Source organism: Streptomyces sp. 184 (assembly GCF_045781775.1).
Classification (GTDB): Bacteria; Actinomycetota; Actinomycetes; order Streptomycetales; family Streptomycetaceae; genus Streptomyces.
This window is the reverse complement of record NZ_CP123230.1, coordinates 3,196,000-3,219,418: the sequence shown is the minus strand read 5'-3', so window position 1 is coordinate 3,219,418 and position 23,419 is coordinate 3,196,000. Positions and strand designations below refer to the sequence as shown.

Below are 23,419 nucleotides of genomic sequence, written 5' to 3'. Positions count from 1 at the left end.
GGGAGGTCAGGCGTCCTCGCCGTAGAGGCGGGCGACGTCCTTCGAGTCGAGCCAGCCGCTGTACGCGGGCGACTTCGGCCAGCCCTCCGGCGAGTCCTGCCACTCCTCCTGCCGCCCGTACGGCAGCACGTCGACCAGCGGGAAGGTGTGGCTGAGCTGCTCGGTGCCGCGCCCGTTGGTGTGCCAGGTGCGGTAGACGGTGTCGCCGTCGCGCAGGAAGACGTTGAGCGCGAACCCGCCGCCGGGCGGGGCGTCGACATCGGCGCCGAACGCGCTGTTCGCGGTGGAATACCAGGTCATCTTGTTACCGACGCGCTTCTTGTACGCGAGCGCCTCGTCGATCGGGCCCTGCGTGACGATGACGAACCGCGCGTCGTAGGGATCGAGGAAGCCGAGCCGGGTGTACTGCGTGGTGAGGCTCGTACAGCCCCCGCACTGCCACTCCTTGCCCTCGAACCACATGTGGTTGTAGACGATGAGCTGCGACTTGCCGTCGAAGACATCGACCAGCCGGACCGGCCCGTCCGCACCCTCCAGGGTGTAGTCGGGCATCTCGACCATCGGCAGCCGGCGCCGCTGCGCGGCGATGGCGTCCAGCTCCCGGGTCGCGGCCTTCTCCCGGACGCGCAGCTCGTCCAGCTCGCGGCGCCAGGTGCCGGTGTCGACGACGGGCGGTAGTGCCTTGGCGGTCATGGTGCTCCTCCGGCGTTCAGGAATGGGTTCTCCGTACGGATAGACCACCCGGCCCGGCAGAACTCATCGCTCGGCGCGATGGCACTCGGTCACGTACGGCATCTCACCCGGTCGCTCCGCCGCGAGCAGCGCCCGCACCCGGTCCAGCAGGCCGGCGCGTACGGCGGGGTCCAGGGTGATCACGTAGCTGCGGGAGGCGACCATGTCGACGATCTCCGGGACCGACATCGGATGGCGCCAGCGGAAGTCGCGCCGCTCGACGGGCCCGAACGGCGCGCCGACGCGGTCCGTCTGGCGGTCCTCCGTGGGGGCCGCGGCGTACTCCCGCAGGAGGCGGCCCAGCTCCGCGACCCACGGCACCGACTCGTCGCGGCTGTTCCACACCAGCGCGAGCCGCCCGCCGGGGCGCAGCACCCGGGCGGCCTCCGGGACGGCGCGGGCGGGGTCCACCCAGTGCCACGCCTGGGCGCAGACGACGGCGTCGGCGCTCGCGTCGGGCAGGGGGATCGCCTCGGCGGTGCCGGCGAGGGCCCGGATGCCGGGCAGCACGCGGGCGAACTCCGCGCGCATGCCGTCGGAGGGCTCGACGGCGACGAGTTCCCGGCCGGGGGCGCGCAGGGCGCGGGTCAGCTTGCCGGTGCCGGCGCCGAGGTCGACCACCGTGCGGGCGGCGTCGGGCACCAGCCAGGCGCTCGCCGCGGGCGGGTAGGGCGGCCGGCCGCGCTCGTAGGCGCCGGCCGCGGCACCGAAGGAGCCGGCCTGCCGGCTGCGCTCGCGCTGCTCCTGCCGTTCGCGCCGCTCCCGCTGTCCTCGGCCGCCCCGGTCACCCTGCTCGTTCGCTGAGGTCATGTCCGGCATCGTGCCAGGGGCCGGGCCGGTGCGTCCCGGCGGCCAGCAGTCGGAGCGCGTCGGCCGAGGCGGGGCCGTTGGGGGTGTAGACCTCCAGCCGGTGGTCGGGGCTGTCGGGCTGGAGCCAGACCTGGTAGTCGACGTCGAGCGCGCCGACGGTGGGATGGCGCAGGCGCATCGTGCCCACGGTGCAGTCGGCGACGTCGCCGGAGGCCCACAGCCCGGCGAAGTCCGCGCTGCCCATGGCGAGTTCGCCGATCAGCTCGGCGAGGCGCGCGTCGGCCGGGTAGCGGCCGGCGGTCAGCCGCAGGTACGCGACGTGGATGCGGGCCAGCTCCGCCCAGTTGGCGTGCTGGTCGCGTACGAGCGGGTCGAGGAAGAACATCCGGGGCACGGACGGCCGGCGGGCGGGGTCGCGGGGCGCGTCGAAGTCGACGTGCTCGGCGGTGAGCGCGTGGCCGGTGCGGTTCCAGGCCAGCACGTCGCCGCGGCGGCCCAGCACGACGGCCGGCGTGGTCTCGTCCAGGGACGTCAGCAGCGACAGCACCCGGGGGTGCGGCTGCTCGGGGCCGGGGCGGACCAGCCGCGGCGCGGCGGGGCGGCGGGCCAGGTTGTGCAGGTGGGCCGTCTCGGTCGGGTCCAGGCGCAGCACGCGGGCCAGGGCGTCGAGGACCTGCCGGGAGGCGGTGCCGGCCTGCCCCTGCTCAAGACGCGTGTAGTACCCGGCGCTCACCCCGGCGAGCTGCGCCAGTTCCTCACGGCGCAGGCCCGGTACGCGGCGGGCGGCGCCGTAGGTGCCGAGTCCGGCGGCGTCGGGCGTGACCCGGTCGCGGCGGGTCTTCAGGTACGCCCCGAGGCTCTCCAGTTCCATGGCTCCGAGGCTACGTCGGCGCAGGCGGGAGCGGGATGGCCGTGGGTATCCCTGCCGGGTGTACCCACGGTACGGGGATGGCTGCCCGGCGCGCGGCGGAGCACCGTCGTGGCCATGGACGTACGGCTTGCTTCCTCCTCCCCCGATCCTTCCGCCCCTCCTTCCCCCGGGTCCCCCGGGTCCCCCGGTGCCCCCGGGCTGCGGGCCTGGCTCGGGCTGCTCGTGGTGCTCGGCCCGGTGCTGCTGGTCGCCATGGACGGCTCGGTGCTGTTCCTGGCGATGGCGCGGATCTCCGCGGAGCTGTCGCCGTCCGCGGACCAGGCGCTGTGGATCCTCGACGGCTACGGGTTCGCGGTCGGCTCGCTGCTCATCGCGTTCGGCAACATCGGCGACCGGTACGGCAGGCTCCGGCTGCTGATGACCGGGGCCGCGGTCTTCGGCGCCGCCTCGGCGGGCGCCGCGTTCGCGCCGTCGGCGGAGCTGCTGATCGCCTTCCGGGTGCTGATGGGCGTGGCCGGCGCCACGCTGCTGCCGTCGGCGCTCGCGGTGCTGAGTGAGCTGTTCACCGACGCGCGCCGGCGCTCGCAGGCCATCGGGATCTTCGCGGCGGCCTTCGCCGCGGGCTTCGCGCTCGGCCCGGTCGTCGGCGGGCAGTTGCTCGCGCACTTCTGGTGGGGCTCGGTGTTCCTGATCAACATTCCGGTGGTCGCGCTGTTCCTGCTGTTCGCCCCGCGGCTGCTGCGCGAGGTACGCACCGGAGGGCGGGGCCGCATCGACGCGCGGAGCGTCGTGCTCTCCGCCGCGGGCATCCTGCTGGCCGTCTACGGGATCAAGCACGCGGCGGCCCACGGGCCGGCGGTCGTCCCGCTCGTCGCGGCCGGTGCCGGCGCGGCCCTGCTGTGGTGGTTCGTACGCCGCCAACTGCGGCTGGAGCACCCGCTGGTCGACCTCCGGCTCTTCCGCGACCGGGTGTTCGCGATCGCGGCCGTCACCGGGCTGCTGCCGCTGGCGGCGTGGTCGGCGGTGGCGTACCTGGGCGGCATCTACCTCCAGTCCGTACGCGGACTGGACGCCTTCGACGCGGCCCTCGTCACGCTCCCCGGCGCAATCGTGCTCACCGTCACCACCGTCGTGACCCCGGCGGTGGTCGCGCGCACCGGCACCCGCGCCGGGCTGCTCGCCTCCCACTTCCTGGTCGCCGGGGGTGTGCTGCTCATCCTGCCCACCGGCGTCTCGGGCGGCACCGGCTGGTACGTCGCCTCCACCGCCGTCGCCGGGGTCGGCTACGGGATCTCCTTCAGCCTCGTCGCCGACACCGCCGTCGCCGCCGTACCGCCGGAGCGCGCCGGGTCGGCCGGGGCGATCGCCGAGACGAGCAACGAATTCGGCAACGCCCTCGGCATCGCCCTGCTCGGCTCGCTCGCGGCGCTGGTCTTCCGCCTCCAGGGCCCCGACCTGGCCGGCACCCTCACCGAGACGCTTCAGGTGCCGGGGATCACGGCGGCGGCGGCCGGGGACGCCCAGGCGGCGTTCGTCACGGGGCTGCACGCGGCGGCGCTGGTCGCGGCGCTGCTGCACGCGGCGCTGGGGGTGTTCACGCTGCGGCACCTGCCGCGGGGCGGGGTGCGGGGGCGGGCGGAGGCGAAGGCGGAGCCCGGGGCGGGCGGGTGAGGGGAGCCGGCGCGGCCGGGGGGTCGGGTCGTACGCCCGGTGCCCCCGGCGCCTGCGGCCCGTGTCCGGCGGGCCGCAGGCCGCGGTCTGCGGTCTGCGGTCTGCGGTCTGCGGGCGGGCCCGGCGGCGGGCCGGCCGTTCAGGCCGCGGCTTCGCCGTTCGCCTCGCCGCGTGCCGCCTCGTCGAGCATCGGCCGCAGGTGGGCGTACGCCCAGGCGGCAAGGGTGGTGGGGGTGGTGGTGACCACGTCGCGCGGCTGCTCGGGGATCAGGTCGCGGGTGCCGGCGGCCATGCCGACGATGCCCTCCACGGCGCCGGGCGGCAGCCCCACGGAGCCCAGCGCCGCGCGGACGTCGTCGTCGGTGACGGCCCGCACCCGCACCGGCCGGCCCAGCGCCCCGGTGAGGACCTCCGCGACCTGCACGAAGCTCAGGTCCTCCGGCCCGTGCACGCCCTGCACCACGCGCCCCTTCCAGTCCTCCGCGAGCAGCCGCGCGGCGACGACGTCGCCGATGTCGCGCGGGTCGACCCACGCCATGGGGCGCTCGGGCCGGAACTGCGTGGTGAGCACCCCGCGGGCCAGGTCGTCCAGGGCGCTTTCGAGGTTGGTGAAGAAGTAGCCGCAGCGCAGGTGGAGGGTGTCGGCGCCGGTGGCGTCGAGGCTCGCCTCGATCCGGCCGAGCGCGTCGATGTGCCCGGCCCCGTCGCGCAGTTCGGCGCCGACGCTGCTGAGCAGGACGACCCGCTCGACGTCGCCGGCGCGGGCGGCTTCGACCACGCCGGCGGCGGTCCGCTCGGAGGCCGCGACCGGGTCGGCGTCCGTGGCCGGGGTCGGGTCGACCCAGAAGACGGTCCGCGCCCCGGCGGTCGACTCACGGACGAACGCGGCGTCCGTCAGGTCGCCGGGCCGTACGTCGACGAGGTCGCAGGTCGCCGGGTCCAGCCGCGCGGGATCGCGGACGAGCACCCGGGGGCGTACGCCGGCCTGGAGGAGGAGGCGGACGACGCGGGATCCGACGTGGCCGGTGGGGGTGGTGACGACGATGGTCATGGGTGGTGCCTCTCGTTTGTCGGCTCCCCGCCACCGTAGAAGCGAAGGCGGACAGTTCCTGGCCTCTTTCGGCCGTTCGGCCGTTCGGCGGGGCGCGGGGCGAGTGGACGCGTGATCGCCCGATGGGCGAGGGTGGTGCCGGCACAGCCCACCCCCGGAGGTCCCCGAGCATGCGGCTCACCCGCACCCACCGCGCGGCGGTCGGCGCGCTCTGCGCGCTGGTCCTCGCACCGCTGACGTCGTGCGGCGGCGAGGAGGACCCGGAAGCGAAGGCGCCGCCGTCGCCCGCCTCCTCCCCGTCGGCATCGGCGTCACCGTCGCCGTCGCCGGAGGCGTACGTCCGCGAACTGGCGGCCCTGGAGCGCGACTACGGCGCGCGCCTCGGCGTGTACGCCGTCGACACGGGCACGGGCCGGGAGGTCGCGTACCACGCGGACCAACGCTTCCCGTACGCCTCCACGTTCAAGGCGCTGGCCGCGGGCGTCGTGCTCCGCACGCACTCGGCGCGGGAGCTGGACCGGGTCGTCACGTACTCCCGGGACGACCTGATCGCCCACTCCCCCGTGACCGCGGAGCACGTCGCCACCGGCATGTCCCTGCGCGACCTGTGCGAGGCCGCCGTCCGCTTCAGCGACAACGCCGCGGCCAACCTGGTCCTCGCCGAACTCGGCGGCCCCGCGGGCATGGACGCCGAGCTGGAAGCGATCGGCGACGACGTCACCCGCATGGTGCGCGACGAACCGGAACTGAGCCGCTGGACCCCGGGCGACACCCGCGACACCAGCACGCCCCGCGCGCTCGCCCGCGACCTGCGCGCGTTCGTCCTGGACGACGCCCTCGACAAGGCCGACCGCGCCCAGCTCACCACGTGGCTGCGCACCAACACCACCGGCGACACCCTCATCCGCGCCGGCGTGCCCGGGACCTGGAAGGTCGGCGACAAGACCGGCACGGGCAGCACCTACGGCGCCCGCAACGACATCGCGGTCCTCTGGCCCCCGGACCGCGCCCCCCTCGTGCTGGCCGTCATGACCAACCGCACGGAACGGGACGCCGCCCCCGACGACGAACTCCTGGCCAGGGCCGCCGCCGAGGTCACCGCCGCGCTGCCGCCCGGGGACGGCCCCTCGTAGGGCGGCGCGCCCGGGTGCCGGGCGGGCGGCGGCTCACGCCTCGTCGGGGTGGAGCGCGTCGAGGATGAGGTCCAGGCCCAAGGTGAACTCCCCGGCGTGGTCGTAGCCCGGCTTGAGGGCGTGCTCCGTGGCGAGTTCGGTGAGGTGGGGGTACGCGCCGGGGGGCATGTTCCGGACGATGGCGCCGGCGACCTCCTCCAGCTCCGTCGTGCCGTCGAACGGCAGGCTCGTCTCCTGGATGACGAAGCCGTAGAGGTAACTGTCGATCAGCGAGAAGGCGTGCGCCGTCATGGCGACGGAGAAGCCGGCGGCCCGCAGGGCGCCGATGACCGCGTCGTGGTGGCGGAGGGTGGCGGGACCGGGGTGGGTGCGGGAGTCCATCAGGGAGACGGCCCAGGGGTGGCGGCGCAGGGCGGTGCGGGCGGAGTGGGCCCGGGCGCGCATCGCGGCCCTCCAGTCCGTGTCGTGCGCGGGCAGTTCGATCTCCGCGAACACCGCGTCCACCATGCCGTCGAGGATGTCCTCCCGGCCCGCGACGTGGTGGTACAGGGACATCGCCTCGACGCTCAGGGGCCCGGCGACGGCCCGCATGGTGAGGGCGCCCGTGCCCTTCTCGTCCGCGACCGCGACCGCCGTGCGGATCACCAGCTCGCGGCTGAGGGGCGTGCGCCCCCGGCGCTTCCTTCCCTCGGGCATCCCTTCGCTCCTGTCGGTCCGTTGACTGCCTTACGCCATAAGGTTAACCTGCCTTACGTCATAAGGTTGCGCTTCGGCGGAAGAGGCACACGTCATGGGCACGAAGCGGAAGGTCTGCATCGTCGGCGCCTCGGGGAAGCTCGGGCAGTACATGGTCCGGCACGCGCTGGACCGGGGATACGAGGTCGTCGGCGTCTGCCGCGAGCGCAGCGTGCCGAAGCTCGCCGCGTACGAGGGGCGGATCACCGTCGCGCCCGGACCCACGAACGACCCCGAGGTGATACGCCGCGCGGTCGACGGCTGCGACGGCGTGCTGACGGTGCTGGTGCCCTGGGGGGTGCGCCAGTACTCGTCCGGTACGGCGCAGGCGGTGCTCGACCACGCGCGGCCGGGTGCGCGGCTCGTCTTCTCCTGCGGGTGGCACATCACCCGGGACGGCCGGGACCGCTACTCCCGCCGGTTCACCGCGGGCCTGCGGGTCGCCGCCGTGCTCGGCAAGCTCGTACGGGCCGTGGAAATCGACGACCAGGTGGAGGCGTGCCGGCGGATCTTCGCCAGCGACACCCGCTGGACGGTGGTGCGCGGCAGTTCGCTGGAGGAGGGCGAGAGCCAGGGGCTTCCCGTGTGGAGCAGGCACGTGGGCGACCCGGTGCTGGCCAGCGATCTGACCCGGCGGGTGGACTTCGCGCTGTTCATGGTGGCGGCGCTCACGGACGACACCCTGGTCCGGGAGGCACCGGCGATCGTCGGCTGCGCCACCCCCAGCGCCCTCGCCCACTCCTCTCGCGATCACCCCTAGCCGCGCGGGCCCGTACCGGGCGAGGGGGTGCACGGCGGCCGTGCAGACGGCGAGGATCGGGGCGCAGGCGTAGCCGGGAAGGACGTACGCGGCGGCGGCCCGCTTTTCTACGGGGCGCCTTCCTGCAAAGCGCCCTGCGGGCGGCAGCGGCGCAGTTCCGGGGCCGGTTCGCCGGTGGCGAGTTCGGCCGCGGCCAGCCGCCCGGCGGTGGGGGCGAGGGTCACGGCCGAGTGCATGACGGCGACGTACGCGGAGCGGTCGGGCGTCGCGTAGCCGATGAGCGGTCCGCGGGGCGGCATCGGGCGCCGGCCGAGGCGGTGGTCGAGCCGGCGGCAGGTGCCGGCGCCGCGGAACGCGTCCCGCAGGTGGCGCAGGGCGTCCTGGGCGGCCCGCTCCAGGGCCGGCGGCGAGGTGTCGTCGGGGCACGGGACGGTCATGAGGAGTTCGCCGTCGCGGACCTCGCGGACCTCGAACTCCGGTGCCGACACGATGGTCCTGACCAGCCCGGGCGGCGCCGCGAGGCGGACCCGGAAGGCCGGGGACACGGGCACGGGTACGTCGGCGGGAAGCGGCGCGCTGAGGTCGGCGACGCCGGTGCCGGCGGCGAGGACGACCGTCGCCGCGGGGTGGAGTCCGGCCGTGGACCGCGCGCCGACGACCCGGCCGCCGGAGGTCTCCAGCGACGTCACGGCCGTGCCGAGGAGCACCGTCGCACCGCGGGCGCGGGCGGCGGCGATCAGCGCGTGGGTCATCGCCGCCGGGTCGAGACCTCCGTCGCCCGGGATGTGGAGGGCGTGCGCGGGCGGGTTGCGGAGGTGCGGCTCCAGTGCGGCGATCTCGTCCCGTACGACCCGGTGGCCGCCCGGCGCCGGGGGGTCCTCGTCCGCGGCCGGCTCGCCGGTCCACGCCAGCGAGCCCGTCCAGCGGACCGCGTAGCCCGGCACCTCGGCCGCCAGCCGCCGGTGGTCGGCGAGCACGGCCCCGCGCAGGTCCGCCGCGCCGCCGGGCCAGTCGCCGCCGGTGCCGCCGATCCAGGCGAAGGAGGCGCCGGTGACGCCCGCCGCCGGCGCCGGCTCGCGGTCGAGCAGCGTGACACGTACCCCGAGACGGGCCAGGTGGTACGTCACGGAGGCGCCGACCACCCCGGCACCGACGACAACGACGCCGCCGCGCGGCGGAGTCGGACTCCCGGACACCATGCGATCACCTCGGCAGCAGTGTCGCATCCGGGCCCGGCGCCGCCGGGCCCGCCGCCCGCGTCAGTCCGTCGCGACCGCCTTGCCGGCGCGCGGCTTCTTGGCGCCCTGACGCGGCACGTCCGCGTCACCCCGGACATCGGAGGCGAACGCCTCCGCGCTCGCCTCGGCGGCGATGTCGCTGATGTCCTCGTTGATCTCGTGCGCAGCACGTTTCACATCGACCGCCAGTTTCACGGAGGTCTTGATGGTGCCGCGGACGACCGGCCGGATGACCTTCTTGATAAGGGGCGCGGATACCGCCCCGACCAAGAACACAGGAAGCACTGGAATCATCGCCAGCACCCACCCCTTCGAATTTCGTTCATGATTTCCCCGTCTGCCATTTCAGAGCCTAGCGGACGAAGCGGACTTCCTACCATGCTGACCTGGGAATCTTCACTCTTTCGAGTGCCGCGGGATTGAGTCGATCTTCCGCTTCCCGACGTGACCTATGGTTTCCCTGTGAATGAACGAGAAAACCTGGATGACGGCGTCCTGTATTCCGCGGAACTGCGGCACGCGGACGGCGAATACATGCTCACCATCAACGACCACCGATGCGACGAGATCGAGGTATTTCCGGTATCCCGCAAGGCCGTGAAGAGAATCCCCTTTTATCTTTCCGCGCTGCGCGGAAAGCTTCCCTGACCGCAGCCCGCGAGCCTCCGCTCACATCCGCCGCTGCCGCACCATGCGCACGCCGGCCCGGGAGCCTTCGAGCAGCGAGTGCGCCAGCACGCTGTACAGGACGTCGTTCGGGCCGTCGGCGATACGGAGTCCGCGGATGTCGCGGAGGCGCTTCTCCATCGGGGTGTGGCACGTGTACCCGTCGCTGCCGTGGAGTTGGAGCGCGAGGTCGACCACGCGGTACGACGCATCCGTGGCCAGCGCCTTCGCCGCCGAGCACGCCGCCTCGTCGACGCCGTCCGCGTCGCGGTCGATGCTCTCCAGCAGCGAGAAGCACCAGGCGGTGGCCGCCTGCACCTCCGCCGCCGCGGTACCGAGCCGGGACGCCACGGACGGGATGCTCGCCAGCGACGTCCTGCCGACGCTGCGCCGGCGGGTACGTACCGTCGCCTCGTCGATCGCGGCGCCGGCCGCGCCCAGGCAGACCAGCGCCATCATCAGCCGCCAGCCGGCGAAGTGCGCGTCGAAGATCCGGCGGCCGTCGCCCGGGGCGCCGAGCAGCCGGTCGCGTTCGACCCGTACGCCGTCGAAGTGCAGGTGGCCCAGGCTCCAGCCGCGCAGGCCCAGCGGGGCGGCGGTCTGGGTGCGTACGCCCGGGGCGTCCATCGGCAGCCAGAGCGCCGACAGCGGTACCTCGCGCAGACCCGCGTGGTCACCGGCGGCGTCGGCTCCCTCCGCGGTCAGCGCGGCGGCCTGCTCGGGCGCGACCACCTTGCAGAAGACGACGAAGCCGACGGCCTCCTCGACCCGGCTGACCAGCCCCTTGGTGCCCGACAGGACCAGGTGGTCGCCGTGGTCGGCCGCCACCGTGCGCAGCCCGCGCAGGTCCGAGCCGGAGTGCGGCTCGCTGGAGGCGACGCCCGCCAGCTCGCCGCGCCCGACCACCCGGTCGCGTACCGCCCGGGCGACGGCGGGCGCGCCGTAGCGCAGGGCCATCGCGCCGTGGCCCGAGCTGAAGACCTCGCGCGCGTCGCAGTCGCGCCGCCCGGCGAGGAACATCGCGAGCCCCTGCGCCACCCGCTCCAGCCCCGCGGGCACCGCACCGGCCGGGCCGCACCCGGCCGCGTGGGCGCGACCGCCGGCGAGGTCCGCGCCGCCGCCCGCCGCGGCCGGCGGACCGGCCACGTCGAAGCCGGTCAGCCCCGCCCGGGCCGCGTGGCTGCGCAGGTCGAGCCAGGGCGGCCGGGCCGCCTCCTCGGTGACCGGATCGGGCAGATGCAGGTCGAGGAAGTCGGTGACGCGGCAGGCGAAGTCCCCGAGCGCGGGGTGGCGGGCGAGGACGGCGCCGAGTTCCGGGGAGGTCGCGTACGGGGTCCCGGAGGGCGGGAGTTGGCGGGCGGGACGGTACGGTGCGGCACCCGTCGAGGCGGGGCCCGACGTCGTACCCGACGACGCGGCACCCGCCGGTGCGGAGCCTGCCGGCGCGGAGCCCGCCGGTGCGGAGCCCGCCGGTGCCGGGGCGGTCTGCGGCGAGGTCATCGGCCACCGTCCGCGGCCTCGGCGAGGCTGCGCGGCCGCATGTCGGTCCACGTCCTCTCGACGTACTCCAGGCACGCCTGCCGGGTGCCCTCGGGGAGGGCGACGGCCCAGCCCTTCGGTACGTCGGCGAAGGACGGCCAGAGCGAATGCTCTCCCTCGTCGTTGACGAGCACCAGGAAACGGGCTTCGTCGTCCTCGAACGGATTGGTCGCGTGCGTCATTCCACGCTCCTGGTTCTCAACGGACAATCACTGTCTGGGTTCAGCGGCTTTGCTTGAGGCCCTGCGTGGCGTTACCACCCGAAGGAATGACCACCTGCTACACGGGCGCCGGCCCGCCTGCCTGGAGCTTCCACAGGGAGGTGTAGACGCCGCCGAGCGCGACGAGTTCGTCGTGCGTGCCCCGCTCGGCGACCACTCCCCCGGAGCCCATGACGTAGATGCGGTCCGCGCCCTGGACGGTGGAGAGCCGGTGGGCGATGACGAGCATCGTGCGGTCGGCGCCGAAGACCTGGAGGGCCCGCTGGATGGTGGCCTCGGTCTCGTTGTCGACGGCGGACGTGGCCTCGTCGAGGATCACCACCGGAGGGTCGCGCAGCACGGTACGGGCCAGCGCGATCCGCTGGCGCTGCCCGCCGGAGAGCGCCGCGCCCCGCTCCCCGACCCTGGTGTCGTAGCCGTCGGGGAGACTGTCGATGAACGCGTGCGCTCCCGCCGTGCGGGCGGCGGCGACGAGTTGGGCCTCGGTGGCGTGGAAGGTGCCGTAGCGGATGTTCTCCGCGATCGTCGCGTCGAAGAGGAACGGCTCCTGGGTGACGTACCCGATGGCGCGCCGCAGGTCGGGCAGCGCGAGGGTGCGTACGTCGGTGCCGTCGAGCAGCACCTGTCCCTCCTCGGGGTGGCGGAAGCGCATGAGGAGCTTGGCGATCGTGGTCTTGCCCGCGCCGGTGGTGCCGACCAGGGCGGTGGTCCGGCCGGACGGGATGACCAGCGAGGTGTCGCGCAGCGCGGGGGCTCGGCCGGGGTAGGAGAAGGTCACCTTCCGCAGCTCGATGCGCCCCTTCAGGCTGCGCGGGGACAGCTCGCGGCCTTCCACGGCCGGGCCGTCCGGCCCGACGTGCGCGACCGGCTCCACGGGCAGTTCGTACAGCCGCTCGACGCGCTCCAGGGCGGCGAGGGTGCGCTGGTAGTGATCCGAGGCGCTGCCGACGCGGGACAGCTTCAGCATGGCGATGCCCGGGAGTTCGATCAGCGGGCCGAACGCCGCCACCGCCAGCTCGCCGCGCAGCACGGCCCGTCCGCCCAGCAGCACCGTGCCCACCAGCGCCGAGCCGCCGGCCAGCCGCAGGATCTGCGGCGGCATCGCGGCGCTGCGGTCGGCGGACCTGTTGGCCTCGCTGCACCGGCCGTTCAGCTCGCTGATACGGGCGATCTCGTGCGCCTCGGTCGTCGCGGCCTTGATGGTGGTGTGGGCGTGCAGGTTCTCGGTCACCCGGCTGTTGAGCTGCGCCCGGCGCTCGCCGCATGCGGCGGTGTCGGCCACCGCGCGCTCGTGGAAGCGGAACGACAGCCAGGTCACCAGCGGGATCGGCGCGAACGCGATCCAGGCGAGCTGCGGCGCGAGCAGCAGGAACATCGGTACGAGCAGCGCCAGTCCCGCGCCCATCTGCACGACGTCGTGCATGTTCGTGCCGACGAACGTGCCGAGTTGGCCGATGTCCTCGGACAGCACGGCGTTGACGCGGCTGACGCGCTCGTTCTCCAGGTCGGCCGGCGCGACGCTCTGGACGTGCGCGTAGGTACGGATGCGCCAGTCGTCCTCGACGTCCTGGGCCACTCCGCGCCAGGCGACGCTGGCCGCGTAGCCGGAGCCCGCCATGACGACGCAGGCGAACGCGCCGGCGCCGGCGAGCATGCCCAGTTGGGCGGGGAGGCCGGCGATGCCGAACCGGGCGAGGGTGGCGCTGCCGCCGCGCGCGACCAGCAGCACGATCGAGGGGGTGAGCGCGAAGAGCGCCATCTCCGCCAGCGTGGACACCGCGGAAAGCAGCGCCGCCACGCCGAACTTGCGCCGGTGCCGGCCGACGATGCGTCTGACGGCGTGGCGCCGCGGGCCCGTCCCGGACGGCCCCTCGCGGCCCCGGTCGGTCCTGCGCCACGCCCGCCGCACGACGACGGCCGTCGCCACGGCCGCCGCGCCGAGGGTCAGCAGGGGGCGTCTGAGGAACCGCAGCAGCAGCGGCCCGCCGGCGACCGCCGCCGCCGCGGCGCAGCCGAGGCCCAGGATCTTGGGCAGCCGGCGGGCGGTGCCTTCGGGGCCGCGCCGGGGGCGGGCGCCGCCGCGGGGCGCGGCGCCGGGCCCGGTGGTCTCGGGCGGGGCGGCGGGGTCGCGGACCAGCAGGTCGGCCGAGGGCGTGTGCAGGGCCGTCAGCACGCGGTCGACCGCGAGGTGCAGCAGCCGGGCGGCGTCGCGCGGGCCGAGGGTGTGGTCGTGCCGCAGGAGTACGCGGCCGGTGACCGGGTTGACGTGTACGTCCTCGATGCCCGGGGACTGCCGCAGCGACGCCTCCGCCACCCGGGCCAGACCGGGCCGGCCCCGGAAGAGGTCGACCTCCCAGCGCTGCCGCCCGGGCAGGATCGAGCGCGGCCTCGGTCTCGCGCGGCTCCCGGCGCGGATACGGGCGCTCGGTGCCGCCACCGCCGCACCGTTGGTGCGGGGGGCTGCGGCCAGGGTCGGGGTCATCGAAGCAGTCACCGGTTCTCTCGGGCGGTGCGCCGCCGCGGCGGCGCGGACGGTCGGTCTCGTACGGCAGGCGCGCGCTAGTGGTTCACGAAGGTCCAGTAGGCGTCGACGGCGGTGGCATCGACGTCCGGGAGGGCGATCCCGTACCGCCGCAGCCGCGCGACCGTCCTGCCGTTGTCGAACGCAGGACCTGGCGGGCCTGGTCTCGCCGCCGGCGCGGCGGCCAGGCTCTCCAGGTATTCGCGGTACGGCGCGATCGGCAGCTCAAGGCCGCGTGCGCCCGTCTCGCGCAGGCGCTCCAGCCACACGGCGAGCGGCACCTCGGCGGAGCGCGTCCCGTGCAGCCGGTCGTGTCCGGCCATGAAGGCGCCGGGGCCGGTGCGTTGCGGGTGGTGCAGGTGGTGGACGGCGCCGGGGCCGCCGTCGTCCCGCAGCACCAGCGCGACGACGGCGCGGGCGAGGACGTCGACGGGGAGCAGCGCCTCGTCGAGCGCCGGCTCCACCGGGTGGCAGCCGAGTTCGGCGCAGCTCGCCAGGAGTCGCGAGAACATGTCGTCGCGGTTGACGGCGCCGGTCGCGGAGTGCGCCCAGATGCGGCCGAGCCGGTGGATCCCGCCGCTCGCGCCGCGCGCGAACGCCCGCTCCACCAGCCGGTCGGCGACCCACTTGCTCGCGGAGTAGCCCTTGCCGTACGGGTGCTGCTCGCCGCCGGTCGGCGACTCCTCCGTGACGGGCGGGGCGGCGGGGCCGTGCGCCCGGAACACCCCGAGCGTCGACAGGTGGTGGAACGCCTTCGGCCGCCCTTCGGCCGCCAGCCCCAGCAGGGTGCGGGTGCCCTCGACGTTGGCCGGCTTCAGCCGGGCGTACGGCGAGAGGTGGTGGACGCGGGCGCCGGCGTGGACGATCGTGTCGACGCCGTCGCGCAGCCCGGCCCAGCGCTCCGGCCCGGCGCCGAGGTCGACGGCACCGAGGTCGCCCGGGACGACGACGGTCCGCGGGTCGCCGGCCGCGGCGTCGATGCCGTACGCGCGCAGGGCGGCGGCCAGCCGCTCGCACGCCTCGGCGGCGGTGCGCGCCCGGACCAGGCAGTGCACCCGGGCGGTGGTGGCGCGCAGCAACTCGGCGAGGAGGAACGCCCCGACGAAGCCGGTGGCGCCGGTCAGCAGCACCTCGCGCGGGCCGCCGGCCGGCGGCGGGGCGGCGGTGAACCGCAGCGCGGGGCTGAGTTTGGCCTCGGTGTCCGGCACCCAGGAGGGTGCGGCCCGCGGGCCGTCGGCGGTGAGCTGCCGGGCGAGCCCGGCCGGGGTGGGGGCCTCCAGGAGCGCGGAGAGGCTGAAGGGGACGGCGAGCCGTTCGCCGATGCGGCCGGCGAGCCGGGTGGCGAGCAGGGAGTGGCCGCCCAGTTCGAAGAAGTCGTCGTCGACGCCGACCGCGGGCAGCTCCAGCGTTTCGGCGAACAGCTCGCACAGGGCCTTCTCGTACGGGGTGCGCGGGGCGCGGCCGGCGCCGGGAGGCGCGGCGGTGCCCGGGTCCGGCAGGGCGCGGCGGTCGAGTTTGCCGTTGGGCGTCAGCGGCAGCTCGGGCAGCGCCACGACCGCCGACGGCACGGCGTGGGCGGGCAGCCGTTCGCGGAGGAAGGTGCGCAGCGCCGCGGGGCCGGTGCCGGGGTCGCCGGCGGCGGGCACGGCGTAGGCGACGAGCCTGGTGTCGCCGCGGTGGTCGGCGCGGGCGGTCACGGCGGCGTGGGCGACGGCGGGGTGGGCGGCGAGGGCGGCTTCGACCTCGCCGGGTTCGACGCGGTGGCCGCGGACCTTGACCTGGTCGTCGGCGCGGCCGGCGAAGTCGAGGCGGCCGTCGCGGCGGCGGCGGGCGAGGTCGCCGGTGCGGTACATCCGCGTGCCCGGGGGGCCGTACGGGTCGGCCACGAACCGCCGGGCCGTCTCGCCGGGGCGGCGCAGGTAGCCGCGCGCCAGGCCGGCCCCGGCGATGTACAGCTCGCCGGTCACGCCGGGCGGCACCGGGCGCAGCGCGGCGTCCAGGACGTACGCGCGGGCGCCGGGGACGGGCCGGCCGAGCACGGGGGTGGCGGCGTCGTCCAGCCGCGCCTGCACGCAGTCGACGGTGCACTCGGTGGGCCCGTACATGTTGTGGGCGGTCAGCCCGGGCACGGCGCGCAGCTCGCGCCAGAGCCCCTCCGGCAGCGCCTCGCCGCCCAGGACGGCGAGGGCGGGGTGCCGGCGCCCGTGCGCGAACAGGCCGCGGTCGCACAGCACCTGCATGTACGAGGGCGTGACGTCGACGCTGTCGACGCGCCGTTCGGCCAGCCACGCGACGAAGCGGTCGGCGTCCGCCCACGTACCGGCGTCCGGCACGTGCAGCTCGTGGCCGCCGGCGAGGGCCGCGAGCTGGCCCCACGAGGCGTCGAAGGACACCGAGGCGGTCAGCGCGACCCGCAGCGGCCGGCCGCCGGCGCGCCGGGCCACCGGGCCGAAGACCCGCTCCCGGTACCGCTCGGCGACGGCGGCGACGCTCGCGTGCCGGGCGACGACGCCCTTGGGCGCGCCGGTCGAGCCGGAGGTGTAGATGACGTACGCGGGGTGCCCGGGCCGCGGGGCGGGGCCGGGGTCGGTGTCGGGCAGGCCCTTCAGCTCCGCGGCGGTCTCGGGGGTGTCGAGCAGCAGCCGCGGGGTGCCGGTGCCGAGGGTGCCGGCGGACGCGGTGGCGGTGTCCGTGAGCAGCAGCACGGGGCGGGCGTCGGCGACCATGGCCGCGAGGCGCGGGGCCGGGTAGCCGGGGTCGAGCGGCAGGTAGGCGGCGCCGGCCTTGAGCACGGCGAGGAGGGCCACGACGAGGTCGGCGGAGCGCGGCAGGGCGAGGGCGACGACGTCCTCGGCGCCGGCGCCGCGGGCGGCGACGGCGTGCGCGAGCCGGCCGGCGCGGGCGTCGAGTTCGGCGTACGTCAGCTCCGTACCGCCCGCCGCGACGGCGATCGCGTCGGGGGCGGCACGTACCCGCGCGCGGAACAGCTCGGTGAGCGTGCGCGCGGGCGGCGGCGCCGGGGCGGGGGCGCGGTCGTCGGCGGCGCCGCCGGTCAGCAGGCGGCGTTCGGCGTCGGTGAGCACGTCGATGCGGCTGATCCGCAGGTTCGGTTCGGCCGCGGCGGCCCGCAGCAGGCGCACCCAGCGGTCGGCGAGGTCCTGGACGGTGGCGCGGTCGAACACGTCGGTGGCGTAGTCGAGGGTGCCGGTCAGACCGAGGTGTTCGCCTCGCGGGGAGCGCTGTTCGCCGATGCCGATGTCCAGGTCGAACTTGGCGGTCTGCGTGGGCACCCGCATCCGGGAGGTGCGCAGCCCGGGGAGCGTGAACTCCGCGGTCTCGTCGGCGTCGACGGAGAGCGCGACCTGGAACAGCGGGTGGCGGCCCGGGGAGCGGGGCGGGCCGAGCGCTTCGACGAGCCGCTCGAAGGGCACGTCCTGGTGGGCGTACGCGGCCAGCGCGGTGTCGCGTACGCGCTCCAGCAGCTCCGCGAACGCGGGGTCGCCCGAGGTGTCGGTGCGCAGCACCAGCGTGTTGACGAAGAAGCCCACCAGGTCGTCCAGGGCCTGGTCGGTGCGGCCGGCGATCACGCTGCCGACGGGCACGTCGGTGCCCGCGCCGAGCTTGGTCAGCAGGGCCGCCAGGCCCGCGTGCAGCACCATGAACAGGCTGGCGCCCGAGCGGGTCCCCAACTGGGCGAGCGCGGCGTGCAGTTCGGCGTCGATGTGCAGCGGGACCCGGCCGCCCGCGTACGAGGCGACGGCGGGCCGGGGCCGGTCGCGGGGCAGCGCGATCTCGTCGGGCAGCCCGGCGAGCGCCGACGTCCAGTGGGCGAGCTGGCGGTGCAGCAGGCCGTCCGGGTCGTCGGGGGCGCCGAGGAGGCTGCGCTGCCAGAGGGTGTAGTCGGTGTAGCGGACGGGCAGCGGCGGCCAGTCGGGCTCCCGGCCGCGCAGGCGGGCGGCGTACGCGGTCGCCAGGTCGCGGGTGAGCGGGGTCATGGACCAGCCGTCGGCGGCGATGTGGTGGATGACGAGGCACAGCACGGACTCGGCGGGGCCGAGCACGAACAGCTCGGCGCGCAGCGGCGGTTCGACGGCGAGGTCGAAGCCGTAGCGCACGGCCTCGGCCAGCCGCCGCCGCAGCTCCGCCTCGCCGGCGACCTCGGTGACGGGCAGCGCGGGCCGGGCCGCGGCGGGGCCGAGGATCCGCTGCCGCGGCCCGGGGTCGGCGCCGGTGCCGGCGTCCGTGCCGCCGCCCGTGTCGGGGAAGACCGTGCGCAGGCTCTCGTGCCGGGCCACCACGTCGCCCAGCGCCCGCTCCAGCGCGTCCCGGTCGATCTCGCCGGTGAACCGCTGCGCGAAGGGGATGTTGTACGTGGCGCCGGGGCCCTCGGCGCGGTGCAGGAACCACAGCCGCTGCTGCGCGTACGACAGCGGCGCCGCCTCCGCCCGCGGCCCGGCGGTGAGCGGCGGCCGGGCCGGGCCGGCGCCGTCGAGCCGCGCCGCCAGCCGGGCGGCCGTCGGCGCCTCGAAGAGCGCGCTGAGCGCGAGGTCGGCCCCGAGAGCGGTACGGATCCTGGCGACCAGGCGGATCGCCTGGAGCGAGTGCCCGCCCGCGGCGAAGAAGTCGGTGTCCGCGCCGACGTCCGGCACGCCGAGCACGTCGGCGAACAGCTCGCACAGCAGCCGCTCGCGCGGGGTGCGCGGCGGCGCGCCCGCGGCCTCCCCGGGGTCCCCCTCGGGAGCGGGCAGGGCGTCGCGGTCGATCTTCCCGTTGGCGTTCAGCGGCAGTTCGCCGAGCATGACGAACGCCGAGGGCACCATGAAGCCGGGCAGCCGGGCGCGCAGGGGCTCGCGCAGCGCGGGCGCGCGCAGCCCGTCCTCGGCCGCCACGACGTACGCGACGAGCCGCAGGTCGCCGTCCGGCGGGTCGCGGCGGGCGAGCACCGCGGCCCCGGCGACGCCGGGGCAGGCGAGCAGCGCCGCCTCGACCTCCTCCTGCTCGATGCGGAAGCCGCGGATCTTGACCTGCCGGTCGGCGCGGCCGACGAAGTCCACCTGCCCGTCGGGGCGCCAGCGCACCACGTCGCCGGTCCGGTACATCCGGGTCCCGGGCGGGCCGTACGGGTCGGCCACGAACCGCAGGGCCGTCAGCCCCGGCCGGCACAGATAGCCGCGGGCGAGGGACACTCCGGCGATGTACAGCTCCCCGGGGGTGCCCACGGGGACGGGCTGGAGCGCGCTGTCCAGGACGTACAGGCGGGTGCCGGAGTGCGGCCCGCCGATCGGCGGGGCGGTGCCGTCCGGCGTGAGGGGCAGGCTGGTGGTCACCATCGCGGTGGTCTCGGTCGGCCCGTAGACGTTCATGAACCGCCGGCCGGGCGCCCACCGTGCGACCAGCCCCGGCGGCACCGGCTCGCCGCCGACCGCGAGCGTCGACACGGGGCTGTCCGGCTCGGACACCACGGCGAGGGCGGACGGCGGCACGAAGGCGTGGGTGATGCCGAAGGCGGGGTCGGTGAGGACGGCCAGCGGGTCGTCCTCGGGGGCGAGCACGAGCGTGGCGCCGGTGAGCAGCGCGACGCACATCTCCCAGGTGCAGGCGTCGAAGCTGGGGGAGGCGAGCTGCGGGAAGCGGCTGCCGGGGGTGATCCGCAGCCGATCGGTGTGGAAGGCGACGAGCGAGGCGACGCCCCGGTGCGGCACCACGACGCCCTTGGGGCGGCCGGTGGAGCCCGAGGTGTAGATCACGTACGCGGGGCGGCGCGGGTCGACGTCGATGCCCGGGTCGGTGTCGGGCCGGCCGGCGGCCAGCTCGGCGAGGGCGCGCGGGTCGGAAAGGACGAGGGCGGGGCGGGCGTCGCCGAGCATGAACTCCCGCCGCGCGGGCGGGTATCCGGGGTCGACCGGCAGGTAGGCGGCGCCGGCCTTCAGCACGGCGAGTTCGGCGACAACGAGGTCCACCGACCGCGGCAGGACGAGCGCGACGACGTCCTCCGCCCCGATCCCCCGGGCGGCGAGCGCGTGCGCGAGCCGGTTGGCGCGGGCGTTCAGCTCCGCGTACGACACGGTGGTGCCGCCGGACGCCACGGCGGGCGCCTCGGGCGTCCGGCGCACCTGCGCCTCGAAGAGCGCCCCGACCGGCGTCGCGGGCGCGGCGGCGGCGGTGGCGTCGCCGAGCGCGAGCAACTGCCGCCGCTCACCGGCGGGCAGCGCGTCGAGCCGGCCGACGGGGACGTGCGGGTCGGTGTCCGCCAGATGCGCCACGAACTCCAGCAGCCGGCGCTGGGTGTCCGCCAGTTCGGCGGCGCCGTGGACGCCGGGCGGCGCGTGCAGCCGCAGGTGCGGGCCGCGGCCGTCCCGGCGGTCCCACACCATGATCATCAGGTCGGCGCCGAGCGGGAACGACAGGTTGTGGGCAGTGCAGCGGTGGCCGGCGAAGGAGATGTCGTAGTCGAAGCCGATGAGGTTGACCATCGGCGCGTACGCGGTGCCGGGGCCGCGGGACAGGCCGAGGTCGCGGTGCAGGTCCTCGGCGCGGTAGCGCTGGTGCTCCACCGCCTCGCGCATGCGCGCGTCGACCTGGGCGAGCAGGTCCCGCAGCGGCATGCCGGGCCGTACGGTCAGGCGTACCGGGACGCTGTTGGCCAGCATCCCCGGGGTGGCGCGGGAGTCCGGTCCCGTCCGGCCGGCGACGGTCAGGCCGAGGACGATGTCGCGGGCGCCGGTGCGGCGGTGCTCGTAGAGCGCGACGGCGGCGAACACCAGGCGGAAGCGGGAGATCCCGGCGCGCCGGGCGGCGGCGCGCAGCTCCCGCGGGCGCAGCAGCGGCAGCAACTCGGTGCGCGGCACGGGCCGGTGGGCGGGCCGGTCCGCGGGGTCCCCGGCCGCCGGTCCCGCGGGGCCTTCGGGGGAGGCGGCTTCTTCGGCCGCCGGCCGCTGCTGCGGCAGCCGCGCGGTCCCGCCGCCCCTGCCGTCCGCGGTGCTCCTGCCGTCCCGGGCGCCTGCGTCGGCAGCGGCGGCGCGCGTCCAGCCGGCCAACTGCCGTGTCCAGTACGCGCGGTCGGCGGCGCGGTCGGCGGACTCCTGGTACTCCCGGTCGGCCCGGACCAGCGCCGCCAGCGGGCCGAAGGGCGAGGGGCCGGCGTCGTGGCCCCGTACGAGAGCCGTGTACACCTCGGCGGCGCGTCGGGCCACGAGGGCGTAGCCGAACGCGTCGACGGCCGCGTGGTGGTACGTGTGGTACCACCAGAACCGATCCGGCGCGAGCTTGAGCAGCGCGAAGCTGAACAGCGGCCCGGTGGCCAGGTCCATGGGCCGGGCCACGTCGGCGTCGACCCACGCGCGTGCGGCCGCCTCGGGGTCGGGTGCGCCGCTCAGGTCGACGGAGGCGAGCGTCCACGGCAGTTCGCGCTCCAGCACCTGTACGGGACCGTCCGCGCCCGCCACCAGCCGTACGCGCAACGCGTCGGCCTCGCGGACGACCTGGCGCAGCGCCGCCTCGAACAGGTTAGGCTCCACCGGCCCGTCGATCGCCAGGTATTCGCCGAGCCGCAGCGCCGACCGGTGCGCCGGCGAGTGCTGCTCGGCGAGCCACACCTCCCGCTGCCCCGCGGTCACCGGCAGGGTGACCGACGGCGCCTGTGGCGCCGGCAGGTCGCGGGGCGGCGCGCCGCCGTGCTCTGCGGAGACCTGACTACGGGACAACGACGGACCTCCTGCTGGTGCCGGCAATCTCTGCTGGAGAACGGTGGCTTGGGCCGCTTCGGCCCCGGGGGAGGAAGATGTGGATCATCGTGCCAGCCGTTGCAGAGCATTCCTGCACCTGGAGGTGCACAACACTCGAAGGAATGAGGTGCAGTGCGATAGGACGATTTCAGCTCATCGCGCCGCCACGGCGTCGGCCAGCAGCCGCTCGGCGCGCCGGACCAGCGCCGGGTGCGCGGCGGCGACGTCCGTCGACTCGTACGGGTCCCGGCGCAGGTGGTACAGCTCCACGGGTCCCCCCTCGGGCCGTACGCCCTTCCAGTCGCCGAACCGCACCGCCTCGTCCGCGCCGTCGGCCTCCCAGTACAGGTAGGCGTGCTCCGGCTGCGCCCGGCCGGTCAGCGCCGGTACGAACGACACCCCGTCCAGGCCCGGCGGCACCTCGGCGCGCCCGGCGTCGGCGAGCGTCGGCAGCAGGTCCCACACGGCCACCGGCTGCCGCAGCACCGTGCCCGGCGCGAGGCCGCCCGCGCGCCGCAGCGCGGCGGGCGGCCGGACGATGAGCGGCACCCGGACGCCGCCCTCGTACACGCCGAACTTGCGGCCGCGGAGGGGGCCGTTGCTGTCGAAGAACTCCACGTCGTGCGGCAGCGTACTGCCGACGTGCCCCATGTTGTGCCCGGCGGCGTGCGGGCCGTTGTCGCTGGTGACGAGGACAAGGGTGTCGTCGGCGAGGCCGTGCCGCGCGAGCCGGTCGAGCACCCGGCCGATGTCGGCGTCGGTGCGGGTGATCTGCGCCGCGTGGTTGCGCTCCCCCTCGGGCCAGTCCTCGCCGCCGTACGGGGCGTCGCTGGGGATCTCGTTGGGCGCGTGCGGCGTGGTGTAGGCGAGGTAGAGGAAGAAGGGGTCGTCCTTGCTGCGGTCGATGAAGTCCAGCGCCTCCTGCGTGAACAGGTCGGTGGTGTACGTGGTGTCGGCGCCCTCGTTCTCCGGGTGGCTGACGCGCTCGCCGTTGCGCCAGAGGTAGGTGGGCCAGTAGTCGTGCGCGTGCCGCTGGTCGATGTGGCCGAAGAAGTGGTCGAAGCCCTGGCTGTTGGGGTGGCTGGGGTTGGCGCCGTTGTCGGGGCCGAGGCCCCACTTGCCGACGTGCCCGGTCGTGTACCCGGCCGCGCGCAGCACCTCGGCCACGGTCACGTCCTCGGCCCGCAGGCCGGCGGTGGCATCGGCGTTGGACTTCACCCGGGCGTGTCCGGTGTGCAGCCCGGTCAGCAGCGACGCCCGGGTGGGCGCGCAGGAGGGGTTCGCGTACGCGTCCGTGAACCGCAGCCCGTCGGCGGCCAGTCGGTCCAGCACCGGGGTGCGGATGGTGCGCTGGCCGTAGCTGCCGACCTCCCCGCGGCCGAGGTCGTCGAGGACGACGAGCACGATGTTCGGCCGCCGCCGCCCGGGGCGGGGCGGCCCCGCGGCGACGCGGGCGGACGCCGGTCGCGCCGGGGCGGCCGGTGCCGCGGACGGCGTTCCCGGCGAGCGGGCGGCGGACACCGCGGAGAGGGCGGCCAGGCCGGCCAGCGGGGCGGCGGCGAGGCCGCCGACGAGGCCGCGCCGGGAGACGCCCGTACGGCGCGGTGCACGCGGTTCAGATGTCATGTCCGGAGGGGAACACGCGCCCGACCAGGGGGTCCACGGATCTCATCACCCTGCAACAAGACGGACATGCCACGCCGGAACACCCGTACTCCCGCTGCCCACCGTTCACACGCAGGCCATG

General features: G+C 75.8%; 16 protein-coding genes. 4 read left to right on the top strand and 12 right to left on the bottom strand.

What is annotated here, in order from left to right; translation table 11 throughout:
- Positions 1-6: 6 nt before the first annotated feature.
- The 3 genes from QBL21_RS13575 to QBL21_RS13565 form a co-directional block, all read right to left on the bottom strand.
- Complete coding sequence (locus QBL21_RS13575) at positions 7-693, bottom strand: DUF899 domain-containing protein (RefSeq protein ID WP_407562417.1); 687 nt, start codon at positions 691-693, stop codon at positions 7-9.
- A gap of 63 nt (positions 694-756) precedes the next feature.
- A complete protein-coding gene (locus QBL21_RS13570) occupies positions 757-1,542 on the bottom strand; it encodes a class I SAM-dependent methyltransferase (protein ID WP_407562416.1) in 786 nt (261 codons plus the stop codon).
- Complete coding sequence (locus QBL21_RS13565; RefSeq protein WP_407562415.1) at positions 1,517-2,413, bottom strand: helix-turn-helix transcriptional regulator; 897 nt, start codon at positions 2,411-2,413, stop codon at positions 1,517-1,519. The genes QBL21_RS13570 and QBL21_RS13565 overlap by 26 nt, the downstream gene beginning before the upstream one ends.
- A gap of 252 nt (positions 2,414-2,665) precedes the next feature.
- Between QBL21_RS13565 and QBL21_RS13560 the strand changes: the two genes are divergently transcribed.
- Positions 2,666-4,084 carry an MFS transporter gene (locus QBL21_RS13560; protein ID WP_407566413.1) on the top strand — a complete coding sequence of 473 codons (1,419 nt, stop codon included), beginning with the start codon at positions 2,666-2,668 and terminating at the stop codon, positions 4,082-4,084.
- A 139-nt stretch (positions 4,085-4,223) separates the two neighbouring features.
- Here QBL21_RS13560 and QBL21_RS13555 read toward each other — a convergent pair whose 3' ends face one another.
- The gene (locus QBL21_RS13555; protein WP_407562414.1) at positions 4,224-5,135 is read right to left on the bottom strand and encodes an NAD(P)H-binding protein; all 912 of its coding nucleotides are present in this window, start codon (positions 5,133-5,135) and stop codon (positions 4,224-4,226) included.
- A gap of 170 nt (positions 5,136-5,305) precedes the next feature.
- On the opposite strand from QBL21_RS13555, the gene bla reads away from it, so the two are divergent.
- A complete protein-coding gene (gene bla / locus QBL21_RS13550) occupies positions 5,306-6,268 on the top strand; it encodes a class A beta-lactamase (RefSeq protein WP_407562413.1) in 963 nt (320 codons plus the stop codon).
- 33 nt (positions 6,269-6,301) lie between these two features.
- On the opposite strand, the gene QBL21_RS13545 is transcribed toward bla, so the two are convergent.
- Positions 6,302-6,964 carry a TetR/AcrR family transcriptional regulator gene (locus QBL21_RS13545; protein ID WP_407562412.1) on the bottom strand — a complete coding sequence of 221 codons (663 nt, stop codon included), beginning with the start codon at positions 6,962-6,964 and terminating at the stop codon, positions 6,302-6,304.
- 94 nt (positions 6,965-7,058) lie between these two features.
- Here QBL21_RS13545 and QBL21_RS13540 point away from each other — a divergent pair, with 94 nt between their 5' ends.
- Positions 7,059-7,763 (top strand): NAD(P)-dependent oxidoreductase, encoded by a 705-nt coding sequence (locus QBL21_RS13540; protein ID WP_407562411.1) that lies wholly within the window; start codon positions 7,059-7,061, stop codon positions 7,761-7,763.
- A gap of 107 nt (positions 7,764-7,870) precedes the next feature.
- Here QBL21_RS13540 and QBL21_RS13535 read toward each other — a convergent pair whose 3' ends face one another.
- Together QBL21_RS13535 and QBL21_RS13530 are read right to left on the bottom strand one after the other, a co-directional pair.
- Positions 7,871-8,962 (bottom strand): NAD(P)/FAD-dependent oxidoreductase, encoded by a 1,092-nt coding sequence (locus QBL21_RS13535; protein ID WP_407562410.1) that lies wholly within the window; start codon positions 8,960-8,962, stop codon positions 7,871-7,873.
- A gap of 60 nt (positions 8,963-9,022) precedes the next feature.
- A complete protein-coding gene (locus QBL21_RS13530) occupies positions 9,023-9,295 on the bottom strand; it encodes a DUF5132 domain-containing protein (RefSeq protein WP_407566412.1) in 273 nt (90 codons plus the stop codon).
- Positions 9,296-9,445: 150 nt separating this feature from the next.
- On the opposite strand from QBL21_RS13530, the gene QBL21_RS13525 reads away from it, so the two are divergent.
- Positions 9,446-9,649, top strand: coding sequence for a hypothetical protein (locus tag QBL21_RS13525; protein WP_407562409.1), 204 nt, complete (start codon positions 9,446-9,448; stop codon positions 9,647-9,649).
- Between the two features lie 21 nt (positions 9,650-9,670).
- Here the strand turns inward: QBL21_RS13525 and QBL21_RS13520 are convergent, their stop codons facing one another.
- The 5 genes from QBL21_RS13520 to QBL21_RS13500 all read right to left on the bottom strand — a co-directional run bounded on the left by QBL21_RS13520 (position 9,671) and on the right by QBL21_RS13500 (position 23,298).
- On the bottom strand, positions 9,671-11,167 hold the full coding sequence (locus QBL21_RS13520) for an acyl-CoA dehydrogenase family protein (RefSeq protein ID WP_407562408.1): 1,497 nt from the start codon (positions 11,165-11,167) through the stop codon (positions 9,671-9,673).
- Positions 11,164-11,388, bottom strand: a complete 225-nt coding sequence (locus QBL21_RS13515; protein WP_407562407.1) for an MbtH family protein — start codon at positions 11,386-11,388, stop codon at positions 11,164-11,166. Before QBL21_RS13515 ends, QBL21_RS13520 begins: the two co-directional genes overlap by 4 nt.
- Positions 11,389-11,485: 97 nt before the next feature.
- Positions 11,486-13,909, bottom strand: a complete 2,424-nt coding sequence (locus tag QBL21_RS13510; RefSeq protein WP_407562406.1) for an ATP-binding cassette domain-containing protein — start codon at positions 13,907-13,909, stop codon at positions 11,486-11,488.
- 77 nt (positions 13,910-13,986) lie between these two features.
- Positions 13,987-21,651: an amino acid adenylation domain-containing protein gene (locus QBL21_RS13505; protein WP_407562405.1), complete on the bottom strand. Its 7,665-nt coding sequence runs from the start codon at positions 21,649-21,651 to the stop codon at positions 13,987-13,989.
- A gap of 174 nt (positions 21,652-21,825) precedes the next feature.
- The gene (locus QBL21_RS13500) at positions 21,826-23,298 is read right to left on the bottom strand and encodes an arylsulfatase (protein ID WP_407562404.1); all 1,473 of its coding nucleotides are present in this window, start codon (positions 23,296-23,298) and stop codon (positions 21,826-21,828) included.
- Positions 23,299-23,419: the final 121 nt, after the last annotated feature.